Origin of the sequence: Bacillus sp. V59.32b (genome assembly GCF_003429085.1) — a bacterium.
Classification (GTDB): Bacteria; Bacillota; Bacilli; order Bacillales; family DSM-1321; genus Peribacillus.
In genome coordinates, this window is sequence record NZ_QVTC01000034.1 from 1 (window position 1) to 17272 (window position 17272).

At 39.5% G+C, this 17272-nt stretch carries 18 protein-coding genes and 2 pseudogenes; 6 read left to right on the forward strand and 14 right to left on the reverse strand.

Annotation, left to right across the window (positions count from 1 at the left end):
• Positions 1-165: 165 nt before the first annotated feature.
• Both D0463_RS08975 and D0463_RS08985 read right to left on the reverse strand, forming a co-directional pair.
• Positions 166-1026, reverse strand: coding sequence for a DUF421 domain-containing protein (locus D0463_RS08975; protein WP_117307070.1), 861 nt, complete (start codon positions 1024-1026; stop codon positions 166-168).
• 292 nt (positions 1027-1318) lie between these two features.
• Positions 1319-1543 (reverse strand): annotated as a pseudogene (locus D0463_RS08985) (SpoVA/SpoVAEb family sporulation membrane protein).
• A 574-nt stretch (positions 1544-2117) separates the two neighbouring features.
• Between D0463_RS08985 and D0463_RS08990 the strand changes: the two are divergent.
• Positions 2118-2321: a hypothetical protein gene (locus D0463_RS08990; RefSeq protein ID WP_254052752.1), complete on the forward strand. Its 204-nt coding sequence runs from the start codon at positions 2118-2120 to the stop codon at positions 2319-2321.
• Positions 2322-2702: 381 nt separating this feature from the next.
• On the opposite strand, the gene D0463_RS09000 is transcribed toward D0463_RS08990, so the two are convergent.
• Together D0463_RS09000 and D0463_RS20240 are read right to left on the reverse strand one after the other, a co-directional pair.
• On the reverse strand, positions 2703-3182 hold the full coding sequence (locus D0463_RS09000; protein WP_367946578.1) for a methyltransferase domain-containing protein: 480 nt from the start codon (positions 3180-3182) through the stop codon (positions 2703-2705).
• Entirely contained in the window at positions 3097-3447 is a 351-nt protein-coding gene (locus tag D0463_RS20240; RefSeq protein ID WP_367946579.1) for a class I SAM-dependent methyltransferase, read from the reverse strand. The genes D0463_RS09000 and D0463_RS20240 overlap by 86 nt, the downstream gene beginning before the upstream one ends.
• Before the next feature lie 242 nt (positions 3448-3689).
• Between D0463_RS20240 and D0463_RS09005 the strand changes: the two genes are divergently transcribed.
• The gene (locus tag D0463_RS09005) at positions 3690-4223 is read left to right on the forward strand and encodes a hypothetical protein (RefSeq protein ID WP_117307072.1); all 534 of its coding nucleotides are present in this window, start codon (positions 3690-3692) and stop codon (positions 4221-4223) included.
• A 253-nt stretch (positions 4224-4476) separates the two neighbouring features.
• On the opposite strand, the pseudogene tnpA reads toward D0463_RS09005, so the two are convergent.
• The 3 genes and pseudogenes from tnpA to D0463_RS09020 all read right to left on the reverse strand — a co-directional run bounded on the left by tnpA (position 4477) and on the right by D0463_RS09020 (position 9944).
• A pseudogene (tnpA, locus tag D0463_RS09010) lies at positions 4477-4929 on the reverse strand (IS200/IS605 family transposase).
• Between the two features lie 181 nt (positions 4930-5110).
• Positions 5111-6364 (reverse strand): MFS transporter, encoded by a 1254-nt coding sequence (locus D0463_RS09015; protein WP_117307073.1) that lies wholly within the window; start codon positions 6362-6364, stop codon positions 5111-5113.
• Between the two features lie 358 nt (positions 6365-6722).
• Complete coding sequence (locus tag D0463_RS09020) at positions 6723-9944, reverse strand: DEAD/DEAH box helicase (RefSeq protein WP_117307074.1); 3222 nt, start codon at positions 9942-9944, stop codon at positions 6723-6725.
• A gap of 413 nt (positions 9945-10357) precedes the next feature.
• On the opposite strand from D0463_RS09020, the gene D0463_RS09025 reads away from it, so the two are divergent.
• The gene (locus tag D0463_RS09025; RefSeq protein ID WP_117307075.1) at positions 10358-10633 is read left to right on the forward strand and encodes a YqhV family protein; all 276 of its coding nucleotides are present in this window, start codon (positions 10358-10360) and stop codon (positions 10631-10633) included.
• A gap of 75 nt (positions 10634-10708) precedes the next feature.
• On the opposite strand, the gene D0463_RS09030 is transcribed toward D0463_RS09025, so the two are convergent.
• Together D0463_RS09030 and D0463_RS09035 are read right to left on the reverse strand one after the other, a co-directional pair.
• Entirely contained in the window at positions 10709-10903 is a 195-nt protein-coding gene (locus tag D0463_RS09030; protein ID WP_117307076.1) for a hypothetical protein, read from the reverse strand.
• 58 nt (positions 10904-10961) lie between these two features.
• The gene (locus D0463_RS09035) at positions 10962-11165 is read right to left on the reverse strand and encodes a hypothetical protein (RefSeq protein WP_117307077.1); all 204 of its coding nucleotides are present in this window, start codon (positions 11163-11165) and stop codon (positions 10962-10964) included.
• A gap of 155 nt (positions 11166-11320) precedes the next feature.
• Between D0463_RS09035 and D0463_RS19345 the strand changes: the two genes are divergently transcribed.
• Positions 11321-11470: a hypothetical protein gene (locus D0463_RS19345; protein WP_160118388.1), complete on the forward strand. Its 150-nt coding sequence runs from the start codon at positions 11321-11323 to the stop codon at positions 11468-11470.
• 102 nt (positions 11471-11572) lie between these two features.
• Positions 11573-12988, forward strand: a complete 1416-nt coding sequence (locus D0463_RS09040; protein WP_117307078.1) for a Na+/H+ antiporter NhaC family protein — start codon at positions 11573-11575, stop codon at positions 12986-12988.
• Between the two features lie 125 nt (positions 12989-13113).
• Here the strand turns inward: D0463_RS09040 and corA are convergent, their stop codons facing one another.
• The 3 genes from corA to D0463_RS09055 form a co-directional block, all read right to left on the reverse strand.
• Positions 13114-14055, reverse strand: coding sequence for a magnesium/cobalt transporter CorA (gene corA, locus D0463_RS09045; RefSeq protein WP_117307079.1), 942 nt, complete (start codon positions 14053-14055; stop codon positions 13114-13116).
• A 78-nt stretch (positions 14056-14133) separates the two neighbouring features.
• Positions 14134-14766, reverse strand: coding sequence for a branched-chain amino acid aminotransferase (locus D0463_RS09050; RefSeq protein WP_174234305.1), 633 nt, complete (start codon positions 14764-14766; stop codon positions 14134-14136).
• 113 nt (positions 14767-14879) lie between these two features.
• Entirely contained in the window at positions 14880-15146 is a 267-nt protein-coding gene (locus D0463_RS09055) for a DUF1292 domain-containing protein (RefSeq protein WP_117307080.1), read from the reverse strand.
• A 280-nt stretch (positions 15147-15426) separates the two neighbouring features.
• Between D0463_RS09055 and D0463_RS09060 the strand changes: the two genes are divergently transcribed.
• Positions 15427-15726, forward strand: coding sequence for a hypothetical protein (locus tag D0463_RS09060; RefSeq protein WP_117307081.1), 300 nt, complete (start codon positions 15427-15429; stop codon positions 15724-15726).
• 140 nt (positions 15727-15866) lie between these two features.
• On the opposite strand, the gene D0463_RS09065 is transcribed toward D0463_RS09060, so the two are convergent.
• On the reverse strand, positions 15867-16448 hold the full coding sequence (locus tag D0463_RS09065; RefSeq protein WP_117307082.1) for a hypothetical protein: 582 nt from the start codon (positions 16446-16448) through the stop codon (positions 15867-15869).
• Positions 16429-17235, reverse strand: coding sequence for a hypothetical protein (locus D0463_RS09070; protein ID WP_117307083.1), 807 nt, complete (start codon positions 17233-17235; stop codon positions 16429-16431). The genes D0463_RS09065 and D0463_RS09070 overlap by 20 nt, the downstream gene beginning before the upstream one ends.
• Between the last annotated feature and the right edge of the window lie 37 nt (positions 17236-17272).

Genomic DNA, 17272 nt, shown 5'->3' on the forward strand with positions numbered 1-17272 from the left:
TTTCCGCGGACGAACTGGCAAGCCTCCTCACTCGTACCTCACTGCGGGGTCTTGCCAGCTCGTTTTTCCTCAGGAGTCTCGCAGATTCCCTTCCCAAAAACAACATTATCGTTTAACAGAGCCTTTTATTAAAAGGATTTTGAAACTTTTTAACCGTAAGTACGATTAGCTTTTTAAGATGAAGGTGACTTTATCAATGGCTTTTTGTAGTTTTTCACTATTTTTTTCATACATTTCCTTTGCTTTCTCATTATCAGTCGCAAGCGCAAACGACTCTAAATCCGCTTGGCATTGTTTCATAGTCGCAAGGATCAAAGGCCTTTCCTGAGGGGACGGTATCTGGATTTTATCATCATAAACATCGATCGTTAATTCACCATAGGAATTCACTTGGCCGAGAAAAACGTTTTCAAGGGTGACACCCATTTTCCCTACCTCGGTTAACAGCCATTTTCTGCTTCGGCCGATCGTAGAAAGCGGTTCATCCATAATTTTTCCATCCATTATAACGGTCTGCGGCTCTTTGACTGAAGCAATCCTCAGGTCCAAATCCTTTGCCGTTAAAGGTTGGTTCTCTTTCTTTAACATGACGGACAAATCTCCATTTGGCTCTAAAACCGCAAATTCCACATCAGAAAATTGATAAACATCCTTCCTTCTAAGTAATTCTAACAGTTCATCCGTTGTGTATCTTTCCTTCTTTAAATTATCTTCCATGATTTTTCCGTCTTTAATGAAGACAGATCCTTTCCCTTCTACAAAGTCGCGAAAGGGTTTGCTTTTTAATGATATGAAACCAACAATGAAAGGGGCTGCCGCAAAGGTTACAATCCCCAATATCCCATTGACAATACTTTTTTCAAGCCCCATTACCACTTCAGAAGCTATGCTGCCAATGGTAATTCCTGTGACATATTCAAAAAAGGAAAGCTGAGATATTTGTTTTTTTCCTAACCACTTTGTTATTAAAAAAAGGGCAACTAAAAATATAACTGACCGCATTACGATATGTAACCATTCAGGCATTGCTACCACCTCCTGTTATTTAAAAGCCTATGTACTGGAATTCTTCCCGTTTCAATTATCCTACCGGTGTTTTCAAGTCTGTCACTATTTCGCCCACTACCATCATTGTTTCATGTAATGTACGTTTCGAATCATCGTCTTGAGGCCGCCGTGCTTAAGCTGGAAAGGCTTGCTTCTATCCCTTTAAGATTCGCAAGGCACTGTTTTACTTTCGAAAAAACTGTCATATTTCTACTTCCTTATCCTTTTGGGTTAATAAACAAGGTTCCTATCCCCCGAAAATAATAGCAGCTTAAATTCCAGCCCTTGTTTCCTCGGACATCCCTGTAATGACTCCGATTAACCCAAGTTAGTAATAGGCACTGTATCTCCTGCTCCTGCAAAATCATCAATGGGTTATATAAACCGAACCCATCTAGACCACACCAACCACTACAAGGGTACTCAGTGTAAGTGCCGGTATAAGTTTAAACACACTAAACATTATTTGCCAAATCACACAAATTAAACCACCCATGACGAAAGTAAGCTGGCCTGCGCACTTTTTCAATCCTGCAAGAGTTGTCTTAACTTCATTTATTACTGTCCTAAGATTCCATCTTTAAAACTTTTCTGGACTATATTTTTTCTCTCCATTGCATTACATCTTACTTATACTTGTAAAGCCTTACCTTTGTTTCCACCTAAAAGCGATATCAGTTACCGAATGAATTATTGGATATTATACCTAATTCTTGTCATTATGAACTTTCGGAGAAAAATTAGTTGTCCGGCCTTAACTCACTCTTGGTGTAATTTTGAAAATTTAATGTGCTGGTTGACTTCGATATCTGTTTGCACGTTGGAAGATTTTTTAAAAACACAATAACAGAGAATTATTTCACAACTAGTGTTAATTCGTTTGAAGTAAGCTAAAACCATACGGCAAAATGCTGTTTACCAAAAGATGTCCTTAGGTCCAGAAACATTACCTTCAGACTGTTTTGTACCTGTGTTCATAATTATTATGGAAATGGTTCACTTACATATTATTAGTTCCTATATCAAAAATTAAAAGGGCATTAAACGTTAATATAAGGTGGTGAGTAATATTGCAACAACAACAACAGCAAATATGGTTTCCATTACTAGCATCTGCCGGTATCGGTGCGGCTGCGTTTTATAGTATGACCAGAGGGCAAGGTATGGGACAAACTCTTCAACAATTTTTACCATTAGCAACAGGAATGGGTGGCAAAGGTCAGATGCAACAACAGCAAAATACGCAAAACACTCAACAAAATTCAAATAACTAAGTATAATAAAAATTCTTTTAATTCTTATCCTTTTTTTAAACAAGGAAGATTTTATGCCATAGGAAAGAACTATCCATTGTTAAAAAAAAGCGACCAGTTTTCTTAAAAATTGGTCGTTTTATAATTGCTTATACTTATTTTATATAGTGACGATATTAATAAACAGGAAGCATTAACGTCCTGTTGCCATGTTCAAATACTTATTGCGGCAGGAAAGGCATAATTGGCATATACTCTGTTTTGCGTTTCCTATACAAGCGACGAGTATTTCCAGTATTGATGGAGCGCTTTCTCCGTACATCAGCCTTTGAGCGGATCCACTCGCCGTTACCCGATGGTAGGATGCCGGAACCAACTCCGAATGCATCTCCACATTTCCTTTTAAATTTTGCGTTTCCGGAATACGAAAATTCTCTGCCGTCTTAAAAAATCTTCCTCTCTGCTAAAATGCTCCCGCTTTGGCGTGCCTTCCCTCAAAGCTAAGATTGAAAAACCTGCCTTTGTCAGTGCTGTGAAGTATTGTTCAATAGTTCGATGGTACTTCACTACTACTTTATTAAACCAGGGTTCCTTTCGTTCCCCTTCAAGATAATAATCATCTACTATCCAGTTCCCTCGCCTATCCCCTGTTTGCTTACTCGCAAAAGAAGACGTCGTAAGTGGATGCTGGACACTGAAGATAAAGTTGCCATTTTCTTTTAATGATTTATACACGTTGAGAAACAGTTGATCGATATCTGAGACATAATGTATAGCAAAACGGGAGGTTACAATTTCAAATTTGTTCGTTGGGTAAGGTATACGACTCCATTGTATCGTTATGTATCGTCCCATTCTTTCCGAATAGATTAGTTTCTGCATTGACTGCCATTTGTTTAGAACCTTCAACCCCGGTGTGGTGCCTGGCACCTTGATTTAGTATTTCTTTCCCAAATGATACATCGCCGCAACCTAAGTCTAAAATATTTTTATCGTGAAAATCACCGATTAATTCATAAATAATCGGCGCTTCAATAGCATTGTTGGGACTATCTTGTCTGCTCCTTCTCTTTAGATAAAAAAACTGTTTGGTCGTAAGCGCTCGCTCCTCTAAATTCCATACAAAACATCTCCTAATGATATGCATTACTTGTCGCTTTACGTACTATGATCGATTATAAAAACAACTCTTTAATTCGTGACTATTATTTTAATAAATTAGTCCTTTGTAATCTAAATATCATGAGTTCTTAAATTTCGTAATTTACAAAATTAACAAACAGATTATTTTCTTAACAATTCCTGATTTTCTGTTTTTTCTCAAACCTAACGGGTACTTGCATTATGTGTCGTATTTTGACACAAATCTTACAACAAGGAGTGCTGAAAATGAAAGCAACGAAGCTTAAGAAGTTTACTGCAGGAATCGCCATGGCTACTTTGATTGGATCCTCTGTACCTACCTTGGCAGGTGCACATTGGGACTCTCCTAATGAAGAGGGTAAACACCACTCTCAACACAAATCTTGGAAACATGACGAGAGTGACAAACCACGTTATAACCATTGGAACAACAAGTACAGCTTTGTCAATCGGCTGGAACAAGGTGATAAACTGGGCCCATTAACAGTCGAAACTATAGAAAAAGGTGATAAATCAACTACTGTTTCCTTTTCAGGTGAGTTGAATACGAAAGGCTCCTATGATCTTGAATCGGGACAATTCTCCTTTAAACAATATGGCCAAAAACACTTTGGCAAGTCTATTCTCGTAAACAATCAAGCTGATGTTAACCAACTGCTGCAAGGGCAAGATCAATTCAGTAAGTTAACCGGTACTCTGTCTAACATTCAATTGGTAGTTTCAGGTAATGATTTCACGGTTAAAGCGGATTTAAATAACGTTCAACCAGCTACTCAGTAGGTGTAAAATTAGTACCCATTATGAAAGCCAGGAGATTTAATTCCTGGCTTTTTTTCGATTGCTCGATCAGCATACAATTAGACAAAAAAAGAGATCCCAACTTTGTTTCAGTTGATATACTCCATACAACCTGTCGCGTTAGTTAAGTAAGTAACCGCCCGTAAAACGGGCGGTTTTAATTTCGCCCTAGAAGGGCACTTTACCAACAAACCCCTAAAGGGGCCTCTGAATTGACCGTCAACCGTTTACTCTCTTACTTATCTTTAAATGGGTCTACGTATTCACGTTTACTCATGTTGTCTCGCAAGCGATCTTCTTCTTCTTGTTCTCGAATGTATTTGGCTACTGTTTTTTCGTTTAGCCCAACCGTACTTACGTAATAGCTTTTTGCCCAAAATGTACGATTGCCATGATTGTATTTCAAGTTTGCATCTCTATCGTGGATCATTAAAGAACTTTTCCCCTTTAACTATCCCATAAAATACGAGACTGACATCTTGGGTGGTATTTTGACTAACATATGAATATGATCCGGCGTGGCATGTGCTTCTATAATTTCTACATCTTTCATTTCACAAAGCCTTCTCAAAATGACTTCAATATCTCATCTTAACTTTCCATAAACGATCTTTCTTCTGTACTTTGGAATGAAGACGATGTGATACTTACAATTCCATCTGGTGTGTGACAAACTATTGTCACTCATGAGTACAATCTCCTTTCGTTATTTGAAGTTGGTTTGACGGCCATCTTCTATTATAACGAATGGAGTTTTTTTTCTGTTACAACTCTACAAGTTTCGTTTGCACACAGGCATAGCCTGTGGTTTAAAAACATTAATAAGGACATCAGAACACGCCCGGTAATATTCCAGGCGTGTTCTGATTCTACATTTCTTCTCTTACAACCTGCTTTAACTTGCCTTTTCTCATTAAAGGCACCAATGTCAATATCCCGATCAACATGAGAAAAGCAGCAGCCTCATAGATCGCCACAAGCGAAAATGTTTTCTTCAGCAAGCCGGTGATGGTCATCGTGATGACCATCGACCCCATAAAGAGAGGATTTAAAATGCCGTTTACCCTGCCTATAAATGCTTCCTCGGTATTTTGCAAAATCATCGTATTGATTCCGATATGAATGCACGGCATGAAAAGTCCAGAGAAAAATTGAGCCGCAAGTGTCACCCAGAACACGTTTGATAGTCCCATTCCCAGAAAGCCTACCACACTGGCTCCAAACCCGAGTGCGAGCAGCACCTGCGGCAGTGCTTTTTTCGCCAACGCCATCGTAAGCCCTCCACCGAGAATCATGCCGATTCCAAACGCAGCCATCAGCCATTGAAGGTTCTCTTTCGGTAATCCGAGCCTTTCCGTTATAATAAATACGCCAAGCGGCTGTGTGAGACCGATGGCAAGGCCGGCTGCTGTAAAACAACCTCCTAGCAGAGACAATGGCCTGCTATTCCACACATAACGAAAGCCATCCTTCATTTCCTTAACGAGTGTAGTATTAACTTTATCTGCAGCAATCTTCCGGTCTGGCGGGAGCAACAATAACACCGCCGCAGAACATAAGAATGCGATGCCCATCGTTCCGATCGCTGCATTGATTCCAAAATGCTGAAACACAAAGGTTCCAATGATCGGTCCAGCTATCATGAAAAGTGCGAACATCGTTTGATACATGGACATCCCGAGCTGAATCAGTTCTTCAGCAACATGCAGTTTAAACAGCTTCATGCCGGACGGCTGCGAGAACTGAGAAAGAATCGAAGAAACCAGTGTCGCAAAGAAAATGACCTTCCAGCTTCCAAACATGAGAGCCATCAGCACAACAAAAATCGACACGGCACTTAAGAGATCGCACCAAATCATCGTCCGCTTTGGTCGCCAACGATCCGCAAAGGTTCCTCCGATAAAAGAAAACAAGAAAATGGGTGCAAATTCCGCAACAGAAATTAAGGAAACAGCTAATGGATCGGCGTTGGTCTGTTCAATCACATACAATAGTATCGAATAGTTCCTCACCCATATGCCAATCTGGAGGAAAAACACAGAGAGCAGGATGGTCCGAATAACACGGTTTCGGAACAGCGCTCTCATTGATACGTTTGATTGTGTACCGCTATTTTCAGTCATAAAAAAGCCTCCTTATCCTACTTTCTGGACAGGAGGCTTGGTAATCACAAAAAGACAGGGCATACCTGAGGTGCCATCACACTTCTTTTCGTTTACCCAAAAGGCCACATTAATCCTATCCAGAAAAATATCGTACTTATACGAATGGTTTTCTAAGAAATAGGATTAATAAATCATCGCCTTTTGGTCACCCTTCCGCTAATTGATGCTTTCATATTAACCTATTATACAGATAAATATCAAGATTTATTCCATTTTTTCCCGGATAAGTGTCACGATTAATTTATACAACACGCTGTTGTGAAGGATTCCAATAAACATCGACTTTATTGGGAAGTTTAAAATGTCCCTAAAGCCGCTATATCATCAATATTTCCCGAATATCCTCTTCGGTTAAGCTAGAAGAAGCTTTCTCCTTAGAATCGATGATTTCTTCAATCAGATGCCGCTTTTTCTCTTGTAATTCATTTATTTTTTCTTCAATGGTGCCACGGGTAACAAGCTTGATGACCTGTACAGCATTTGTCTGGCCAATCCGATGGGCACGGTCGGCCGCTTGTTCCTCGACTGCAGGATTCCACCAGGTGTCATATAGGATGACGGTATCGGCACCCGTCAAATTGAGGCCTGTACCGCCTGCTTTTAAAGAAATCAGGAATAAATCGCGTTCACCTGCATTAAATCGATTGCAGATTTCCAAACGTTCCTCTGATGGAGTTTGTCCATCCAGGTAGAAAAAGGGCAGCCCTTTAACCGCCAGATCTTTGCCTATGAGCTGAAGCATTTTCGTGAACTGTGAGAAAATCAACACTCTTCTTCCTGAAAGCTTTGCTTCCTCTATAATCTGCATTAGCTGTTCAAATTTCGCTGAGCTTCCTTTATATCCATCCACAAACAAGGCCGGGTGACAACAAATCTGCCGCAAACGTGTCAAGCCGGCAAGGATTTTGATGCGATTTTTTCGTAATGTATCCTGGTCCAAATGCTTGAATGTATCGTGCCGCAGCTTCGCCAAATAGGCGGCGTACAGCTTCTTCTGATCAGGCAGCAACTCCACTGCTTCCATTGACTCTGTTTTTTCTGGTAGCTCTGAGAGTACATCCTCTTTTAACCTGCGAAGCAAAAATGGACGGATTCTTCTAGCTATCCTTTTCCTTGAGAGGTTACTATATTCCTCTAACCCGAGGAACAGCTCAGGAAAAACAACGTGAAAAATCGACCACAGCTCCAACAGTGAATTCTCTACCGGTGTACCGGTGAGGGCGAAGCGGTGATTTGCCTGAATCTTCTTCACCGCACGTGCAGTTAGAGTCGAAGGATTTTTGAAGGCTTGCGCTTCATCAAAAAATACTGAGTGAAAGGTTTGTTTCTCAAACCACTTTATATCCTTGCGTAACAGCGGATAAGAAGTAATGATAACATCCAAATCGGAAAGATTCTTCTGGATGTTAACCCGCTCTTCTTTTGTGCCATCATTCACAGCGGTTCGTATATCCGGAGCGAATTTGATCATTTCACTAAGCCAGTTATATGTCAAAGATGATGGGCAGACAATAAGGACCGGGAGCTTCTTTCTGCGGATATTAGGAAGCTCTGATAGAATGAACGCAATGCTTTGCAGCGTTTTGCCCAGTCCCATATCATCTGCAAGAATCCCTCCGAAGCCATAGTTTGCGAGTGTTTTCATCCAATGGTAACCGCGCTTTTGATAATCTCGCAATATCGGTTCTAATCTTTTCGGCACCTCGAACTCCAGTCTTTTAGGATTGCGGATGTTTTCCAGGAACTGACGGAACGATTCCTCTAACTTGAATGCATTATTATCATCAACAGAATCCAAAAGCTGAAGTCCCCGTACGATTGGAACGTTGAATCCGCTTTCCAAATCCTGATCCTGGATCGGAACTGTCTTCAGGAACCGATTGATTTCTTCCCATTCCCTCGTTTCGAGTGAAAATAACGATCCGTTTCGCAAACGATGATACTTCCGTTTCTCCTCAAGAGCCAATAGGATCTCACGAATATCCTTTTGCGGAATGCCATCCATTTCAAATTTGAAATCCAGCCAATTGGTTCGTTCCTTATTGACCTTCACCCTGATCATAGGGCGGGCATTCTCTCTGAAAATCCTGTTTCTCACGGCCGTAGTCGCATAGACTTGCACAAGCTTCTCGAGTTTTGGAACGACATGGTATAAAAACTCATATTCCAACTCTTCATTATGCAAAACATATCCGCCGTCCGTTCTGGCAAACAGGCTTTCCTCCATCAGCTGCAGGATCAAGTCCTCCTTCTCGACATCCCGGAACAGCATGGAACCTGACGGGAGTTCCCGGTTTTCCAAAGGATTGATCACTATATTTTCATAGTGGAACTCCAGCCCGGCAAGCAGCCGATTTTTCACACGATCCAAGTATAGCTTGGCAATCAAAGGCGTCTTTGAAAACTGGCCGGTGATTGCTCCGGATAGTTGGAGATCGCCTAACTTTTTTAAACCTGGAACCACTTTTTCTAGGAAAAAACCTACTTGTCCATGAGGAATCGGAATTTGATTTGTCCCTGAAACATCCAGCATCTGTTTTAAGTCTGCGAGGCGTTTGCAGTCCTCGCTTTTCAGCTGGGCCAGTTTACCGTCAATTAATACAGTTCTACATGAATCCATTACAATCAGATCACTCAACCCTTTGACCTTCAGTACAAACTTTTTTGCCTCAGTTTCTGAAAAATCAAACTGTAAAGGAAGTGGCCCGTCATATAAGTGAAGTCCGTCAAATATTTTCCCGTCATATGCAAGCTTTACAGATGGTGCTCTTGAAAGAACTGGTACAAGCTGTTCCCAAGAAGATGGTGGAATGAGCAATATATGATTGCTGATCGGATAGTCGGATTTGTCCGGCAATGCGTCGACATACATTTTTTCATCATAGGTCACTTGGATTAGCTGCTGAATAACAGGATCTGATTCTTTTTGAAAGCAATGAAGGCTGGGGTCGTATATGAATGAATTGGAAAGCCTACTTCGATTGCCATCCTTTACTTGCTCAAAAAAATCCCGGATATTTTGTACATTAGTCGGACCAATCTTAACTTCAATTCCGAAGATATGTCGTCCCTTACCTATGGTGAGAGGTTTACAGGTGAATTCTGCCTCAAGCACTTGCCTGTTTTCAAAATGAAGCTGTTGGCCGCTTGATCGTATCGGCTGCTCATTGAAAAGATTCAGCAAACCTTCTGTAAGCACCTGATTTACTGAAGATTCAATTTGAAATTCATTGGCAGCAAGAGGAGTTGTTCCTTGTCGCTGATGTTCATTGATCGCCAGTAAAACGGCTGCAATATGCTGGCAATCGCTTTGAAAGGAAGTAAGAGCAGGGCAACTGCATATCGAGCGAAAGCCTCCGCCTGCCTCCTTTTCAATGGTTACATGAAAATTTTCCGTGCCTGCAACTGTTGCTTCACAATGATTGGGATAATAATTTTCAAATGTTACTTTGTTAGCGCGATAAAAAGCTTCTCCTCTTTTGAAGGAGACTGTACCGCACTGTTCTTTAATGATTTTTTGAGTTAATTTTATATTCAATGTGCTAGCTCCTTCCTAAGGATAGTTCGTTTATGTTACGTAAGAATGGTTTATGTATGGAAATTGGTGATTACATAATGGTGGGGCTATATTAAGAATTTTGTGTGCGCCTTAAAAAAAATAATATCACTGAAACAGTATAGCAAAAGGTGTAAGTTTAATCTAAATTGATGTTCACAAAGAACCTCCTCTTTTCATTATAAGATTATTTAACGAGCCTAACCCTCTAGGTTATCTTCCTCAAGCGAGCCACAATACTCAGGCTAACCATTTACTGATGTTCATTGGCGAAAAAAGGAGCAAAAGTTCCCTACCTATAAGGAAACCAAATATTTATAAATAACCCATAAGTTTGTCCTTTCAAGCATCTATCTTGCATATAATGTAATGAATCTGCCACTGGGAGGACCAATATGTTTGTTTTACTTGAAAAAGCTGTCATTGGAATGGCTCTATTGCGAATTTTATCAGGCAGCATTGAAATTTTTGCTGCTTGCTTAATGATTCGTTTTAATGAAATTGAAAAAGCGCTTATCATCAATAGTTCTCTTGCGTTGATTGGACCAATTATTTTAATAGTGTCCACGGCAGTAGGTCTGTTTGGAATGGCTGACAGCATCTCCTTTGGTAAATTTATTTGGATTTTTATCGGGGTAGCATGCATCCTTTATGGGGTAAGAAGCGGCTGAATAATATAAAAAGCATGTAAAAGCCCTTAAAAGGGGAACTTAAAAGGCAGCCTGAAACTCAGGCTGCCTTTCCATCTATTTACTCTCATTTGATTTGTTCAAAGCTTCACGACTTGCACGAGCATTTTCTAAGCCAGCTATGCTAAATGCATTATCGGTATCGATATGATTGTTTATCTGACCGCCACTCGTATCCAGATCATCGGCCAGTCTTGGGCCATCTACTTGATTCGGAGTACGGATGGATTTTGTGTTGTTCCGCTCTGCCATGGACTTCCTCCTTAACCGACGATTCGTTTAGAAACTAAATATTCAACTCGCTACGCTGTTATGAACCGCTGCTTCCCGCTGGAGGATTTATCATCGGTCCCACAGGGCCGTTGGTCAGATTAGGGTTCGAATCCCCTGCAGTCTCATTTGGTCTGTCATCGGTATTGTGCAGCTGTGTCAACGAATGGAATGAATCATTCCAGCTTATTCCGACATTGCTGTTTGAATGTCTTTCAGGATTGATATTATCTCTTTCCGGCATGATACTTATCCCCCCTTTGATTATCAAGATCCTTTATAGTATCTGTTGTACCTTTCATTCCATTCAGCCATTAAAAGTCAATATGCCTGAACGATATTTGCATGAATGACCTAACAGAGGGAATAACTAATAATAATGACATGGGAGGCGATTGTATGGCGCGCAATAACATGGACCCTGATGGAATCACTGGTTTACCAAATAGCAATCCGATTAGAAATCAATTAAGAAGCCGTAGTACAACTGATTTTACAAGCTCCACACTAAGACGTCTTGCCTTGATGCATAGAGCGCGTCTTCGCTAAAGTTCTTAGAGACTCTTTCATCCATCTCTTTTTTAATTAACCGTATAAGTTTTCCAATCTTTCGCACCCTAATCGTAGTACATATTGGTTAGGGTGAATAGTTTGCAGAATGAATGGTTTTCCATTATCCCTTTTTTAATCGTTATTCCTATTGCTATCAGGACCAAGCAGGTGTTGCCTGGCTTATTTGCAGGACTGTTGGTTGGCTCCTACTTGCTGCAGCCCACTCTCGTTGGTGGCCTAGAAAAAATGGTGCAATTTCTAGTCAAAGGATTAATTGACGAAAACAATATAAAAATCCTCTTATTTCTATACGCTTTTTCCGGATTGGTCGGGATGATCAAAATTGCCGGCGGAATCCGCGGTTTCGTTGAAGAAGCTTCTTCAAGAATCCAAAATAAAAGAGAAGCTCTGATTCTTACATACCTTTCCACGATCGGAACATTTTCCGCACCAAGCTTTCGTTTTGTAACGATTGCCCCGATCATGCGCGCTCTTCTAAAGAAAGTGAAAATGTCTACGCAGGAATTGGGATTTGTCATAGAAACCACTGCAACGCCCATTATCGTGCTAATTCCGATTGCAACGGCGTTCGTTGGCTACATGACTTCGATCGTTGATATTGCCATTAAAAATGAACAAATAGACGGTGATCCGTACAATTTGTTTCTCCAGAGCATTCCGTTTAATTTTTTCTCGATTGTGATGATTTTGCTGGGCATCTACTTAAGCTTCTTTCATCATTCGAAGTCCACGGAAGACAGCGAACCTGAGAAAATTGGTGAACAGAGTAATGATGAAGATGACTGGCATAGCTGTGATCCTGCAGTAGGCAAGGATTTACCGAACAAGCCCTGGAATCTGCTTATTCCGTTGTTTTTAGTCGTCAGCTTAACACTCCTTCTGACATGGTGGGACGGATACAAAAAAGAAAAGGGATTTCTCTCGGCATTTATAAAAGCAGATGTGATGGATGCAATGCTCATTGCACTGCTTTTTACGTCGTTATTTACTTTCTTGTTCTTTAAGCTTCAGAAAATGAAAACGGCTGATTTGCTGAATAGCTTTATTTTCGGCGGCAATGAATTAATGTCTGTTATTGTATTGCTGGCCGTTGTTTGGGGGCTTTCCACAGTAACGGAGGAGCTCGGTTTTTCTGGCTTTGTCTCTGAGAATGCAGGTTGGATACCCACTTCCATTGTTGTGCCTCTCCTGTTTCTTTTTGGTGCGGTTGTCTCGTATTTTATTGGATCAGCGTGGGGAACATGGGGGATCCTGATGCCGCTCGGAGTATCGATGTCCGTTGCAGCGGATATTTCGCTCCCACTTGTGATCGGAGCGGTTTTTGCGAGCGGGACATTCGGGGCCTTTGCGTCACCACTAAGCGATGATACAAACACAATCGCGCGGATCTTGAACTTATCCGTTATGGAGTATGCCAGGTTTAAGTTGAAGCCGGCTTTGATTGCAGCGGCTATTACAGCCGTTTTATATGGAGTGACTGTTTTCTTTTTTTAATGGAATCTTGGTACAAAAAAGAAGGGGTTACGTCCCCCTTTTTCTTGATAATAATCTACTCTTACTCTTATTAACTCCGGTTGACACTTTTCAAATTTATCACCGTATACATTGGCTATGGTATACTATTTGAACCAGCCCTTACGCCACAACCATATTAGCATGCCTAAACCGACAACAAACATAACCCCCAGTACTCCAAAATATCCCCAATGCCATGTAAGCTCCGGCATATATTCAAAGTTCATCCCATAGATACTGGCAATGAAGGTTAATGGAATAAAAATCGATGTCATAACGGTCAGTGTCTTCATAATTGCATTCATCCGGTTTGAATTTATTGAAATGTAGCTATCTCGTATATCGGTGGTCATTTCCCGGTTTGACTCGATCATTTCGGAAAGTTTCAACAAATGGTCATAAATATCCATGAAGTACACCCGTTCTTCTTTCGGTATGATTACTCTTTCCGAATTAAGAATTCTATACACCAATTCGCGCATGGGGAAAATGGTTCGGCGCATTTTGAGTAGTTGGCTTCTAAGCTCAAAGACTCCTTCAATAAAGTTTTTATTTGCTTCTTTGGTTTCGAATTCATTTAAATCATCTTCAATTTTATAAATATTAGGGAAAAACTCGTCGACAATTTTATCCATGATTAAATAAAAAACGTATAATGTGCCTTTATCCAGCGAATTATCATCCTCCATTAATCTTTGATGAACCATCTGCATTTCAGGTGAAGCCGATAAATGGAAAGTGACAATGAAATTTTCACCAACAAATACATCCACTTCTTCGGGTGTAAGTGAGACTTGATTTAGAGTGTGCAGCACAAAAAAATCATATCCATCGTAATAATCGAGTTTTGGACGCTGCAAAAATTGCAAGCAATCTTCAATAGCTAACGGATGAAAGCTGAAATGAGTTTTAAGCAGCAAAGACTCTTCTTCAGTAGGTGCATCAAAATCGACCCAATACCATTTCACATCTGGATCGGATAATCGATTCAGCGGTAAATCATTTAAAACCTTCAAATCGTTCATCACCGCAAAAGTACGAATCAAGTACGATCAACTCCCTTAGTTTTCCTTGAAAACCTTCTATCTGTATGAATGAAACTACAACTCTCCAATCTGCGATTTTTATTTATCTTCAACCACTTCAACCAGCTTAAAAATAAATTGATAAATGGAACTATACGCTTCTCCAATCGACATTTCTTCTTTGAAGCCATCCGTATAGTCCAAGGCAAAGTTTAAATTCCATAAACCTTCATTCTGATCAAACAATAAAGAAAATTTTGCATCGCCAACATGTAATGCATTGTTGAGATGGGCTTTTAATATTAATTCGTACTTCTTCTGCAGCTTTAATCCCAACATGACGTTGTACGTTCCGAATACATCATCGCACTCGATTGAAACAGCGTCCACACACACCAGTTCCCACCAATCAGATTCCAGGTAAATAAATTCATTTTTATGTTTTTTTAAGTACTCTATAGGTTGGGTTAAAAACTGTGGTTCTTCTATAGTAATAACTTCTTCTGATTCTTTATCACATCGCTCGATATGGGCGTTTGAAAAGCGGGAAACAGGCTCTGCTAAAGTAATGTATCCTTTTATTTCTTCAGCTATCAACTGATGTTTCTCTGCATATTCTTTTTCCTCTTTATATATATGAACCATTATCGCATCGTCTTTCTGTGACGATTGCTGTTCTTCCACTGATTTCATTAGTTTCGATATGTATTTTTTTATTTGATTGTGTAGCATTATTCAAATCCTCCTATCAAGTAAACCCATCTTTAGTGTGAATCACTGCTATTAAGTAAAACTATTTTACAAAAAAAAAGGAGGGGTCCCCTCCCCCCTTTTTTGTTTCGAGATTATTCTTCATCTTCCATGATTTCTTCAAATGCGGCGGATACTTTTTCAAATTCTTCGTCGCTTTCAATGGCTGAAATATCACCATCACTGTCGATTTTTAAAAAGAAAACATCAATATCATCACTTTCTTCTTGAATGTCTTCTACAAAGCTGACTGCCGCATATTCTGTGTCTTCAATAACGATTGTACCCATTACCTCAACTTCATGCTCTTGTTCATCATCATCGCTGATTGTAAAAATTTCGCCTGCTTCAATACGATCCATGTGAATTTCTCCTCTCTAAAACAAAGTAGTACTCCTATTCTTAATCTTCCCTAATTCTTATCAAAATAACGCTCAAAAATCTTTAGGAAAGTGTAAAATACCGCGGCAAGTTCATTGATGATTATGGGAAATTGTATAAACTCCCATAACCTGAAAATGCGAAAATATTGTCTTATCCTGCGCTTTCCCAGGAAAAGTAGTCTATCGATCGTTTTAAGTTAATGAAAAACCCATCAGCTTCCATTATAATTTATGTACATGCTTTTAAAGGAGAAAATAAATGAATCAAAAAGAGATACAAGAAAAAATAATCCAAAACTATCAAAGTGAAGAAAAAATGATGATTCTCGTTTTTGCCCAATGGTGCGTTAATCATGAACTTGATCCAACAGAATTATATATAAAGGCTTATCCCAATCAGGCCTCTAATCTAGCTTTAAAGGAAGCACTTGATTTGACGGTTCCTAAAGAAGAAGCAGGTGAAGTTGCTGACGAAACATTGCTTGGCGTGTTAGATTTATTTGGCAACGATGACTTAGCTTTTGTCGTTACTGAAGAAATTAAGAACATGAAAAAATAGTTGTAAGATTTCAAAAGAAGGCTGCTTTGATATAGTTTTATCCCAGCAACTTCTATTTATCATGGGTTGTCTTCCCACTTTTAAATTTAAAAGATGCATCTGGATCTCGCAGAATCATATAACATGTTTAGCCTTTAATACTAATTCTGCGAGAACACTTTCACTAATTGCTCCGCCTCTTGTAGAAGTTCTTTTTGGCCACTGATGGAAATAAGGTCCTTGCACCAGAATATCGTTTTAAAATCTTCCTCATCAATATAATTATTAATTTCTCCTTCCATTTTAACATTTTCCCACTTTACTGACTCAAAAACAGCAGACTTCAACCACCAATACTGAACGTATCCTTTTACGTTTTTAACTGGTTCAGGGAATATGATTGCACTATTTATTAAGGTTGGTGGAAAATCTTCTAGGTCTCTATAAAAAAATTGTGTATTACAGAATAAAATCTTATTTACTTCTCCTGCTTTGATATCACTTTTCAAAGCATATGGTCTAGCTATGTATTGCGGTAAAAAGGTAGCAAATTGGTTCATGGATTGATTTATACTTTTACTAGACTCTGATCCTAAAGCATTCCCGTATATTGGTTGGAATCCATGTTTGGATAGAGCTGCATCTAAATCTCTTAACATGAGAATGGAATTGTTTATAAGATGCCTCACGTTATTTACTGACTTTTTAAGTGAACTGCTAAATTCAATATGTGACTCTTCCATATTCTCGTACTACCTCCGTAACATCCTGTATGTCATCCCAACTAGATAAGCGGGATGCGGTATCATATGTATAGCCATTGATTGAAACTGATTCAATGTGATGCCTATTCCTAAATCCATCAAAGCTTTGTAGTCCCTTCCTTTCTAGTAAACTTTTAAGATCCTTCAGGAGCTTAGCGTCCTGGGGTGTCAAAAAGTGCACCAGTTCATTAATAAAGTTATGGATTTTTCTCCACGGAAGCCAATAAAGCTGCTCCTGAGTAAAAGTAATGTCATTAATTAGGTGAATGCTATCAGCCATTTCCTTAGACGGCATGGATGTATGATTAGTCAGATAGATTAAGTATGTTTCCTCAATATTCTTTTTAATATTTAATAAACGAAGATTTTCAGAGTTATGTATATCTTCAATTTCACGGGCAAGCTGATCTCTTTGAGTATTTTTCCGTTCTTCAAAATCTACGCTGAGGTCCTCTTTGCTTGATTTATCCGACCAGTATTTTGCTTCAATACAAATTAGATACCCTCTATCCTTTTCATCCTGTATATGGATAAGCACATCTGGTTCTGATTTTTCAAGCCTCGGCCAAAAGAAGAATTTGCATTCTTTAAAAGATGAAGCAAATGTTAGTTGTGTTTCCATAATATTTACACAAGACTTTAATAACGATTGAATATATGTCGGGGAGGATAAATATTGAAAAGTGCCTACGACCGAAGAAGTCAGTACGTCTTCATGGTTCTGTAGAGATGTAGGAATCTTACCATTCAATTCGGCTGCAAACATTCTCCCTCTCCTTCCTATTGTTAACTTATAACTATTA

Bases quoted from the DNA above. Each gene is read 5' to 3' on its own strand.
- D0463_RS09070 (WP_117307083.1), bottom strand. From the start codon at position 17,235: ATGTTTGCAGCCGAATTGAATGGTAAGATTCCTACATCTCTACAGAAC.
- D0463_RS09035 (WP_117307077.1), bottom strand. From the start codon at position 11,165: ATGCCGGAAAGAGATAATATCAATCCTGAAAGACATTCAAACAGCAAT.
- D0463_RS09000 (WP_367946578.1), bottom strand. From the start codon at position 3,182: ATGCAGAAACTAATCTATTCGGAAAGAATGGGACGATACATAACGATA.
- D0463_RS08975 (WP_117307070.1), bottom strand. From the start codon at position 1,026: ATGCCTGAATGGTTACATATCGTAATGCGGTCAGTTATATTTTTAGTT.
- D0463_RS09065 (WP_117307082.1), bottom strand. From the start codon at position 16,448: ATGGAAGAGTCACATATTGAATTTAGCAGTTCACTTAAAAAGTCAGTA.
- D0463_RS09025 (WP_117307075.1), top strand. From the start codon at position 10,358: ATGTTTGTTTTACTTGAAAAAGCTGTCATTGGAATGGCTCTATTGCGA.
- D0463_RS09030 (WP_117307076.1), bottom strand. From the start codon at position 10,903: ATGGCAGAGCGGAACAACACAAAATCCATCCGTACTCCGAATCAAGTA.
- D0463_RS09015 (WP_117307073.1), bottom strand. From the start codon at position 6,364: ATGACTGAAAATAGCGGTACACAATCAAACGTATCAATGAGAGCGCTG.
- D0463_RS20240 (WP_367946579.1), bottom strand. From the start codon at position 3,447: ATGCATATCATTAGGAGATGTTTTGTATGGAATTTAGAGGAGCGAGCG.
- D0463_RS09060 (WP_117307081.1), top strand. From the start codon at position 15,427: ATGAATCAAAAAGAGATACAAGAAAAAATAATCCAAAACTATCAAAGT.
- D0463_RS19345 (WP_160118388.1), top strand. From the start codon at position 11,321: ATGGCGCGCAATAACATGGACCCTGATGGAATCACTGGTTTACCAAAT.
- D0463_RS09050 (WP_174234305.1), bottom strand. From the start codon at position 14,766: ATGCTACACAATCAAATAAAAAAATACATATCGAAACTAATGAAATCA.
- D0463_RS09005 (WP_117307072.1), top strand. From the start codon at position 3,690: ATGAAAGCAACGAAGCTTAAGAAGTTTACTGCAGGAATCGCCATGGCT.
- D0463_RS09055 (WP_117307080.1), bottom strand. From the start codon at position 15,146: ATGGATCGTATTGAAGCAGGCGAAATTTTTACAATCAGCGATGATGAT.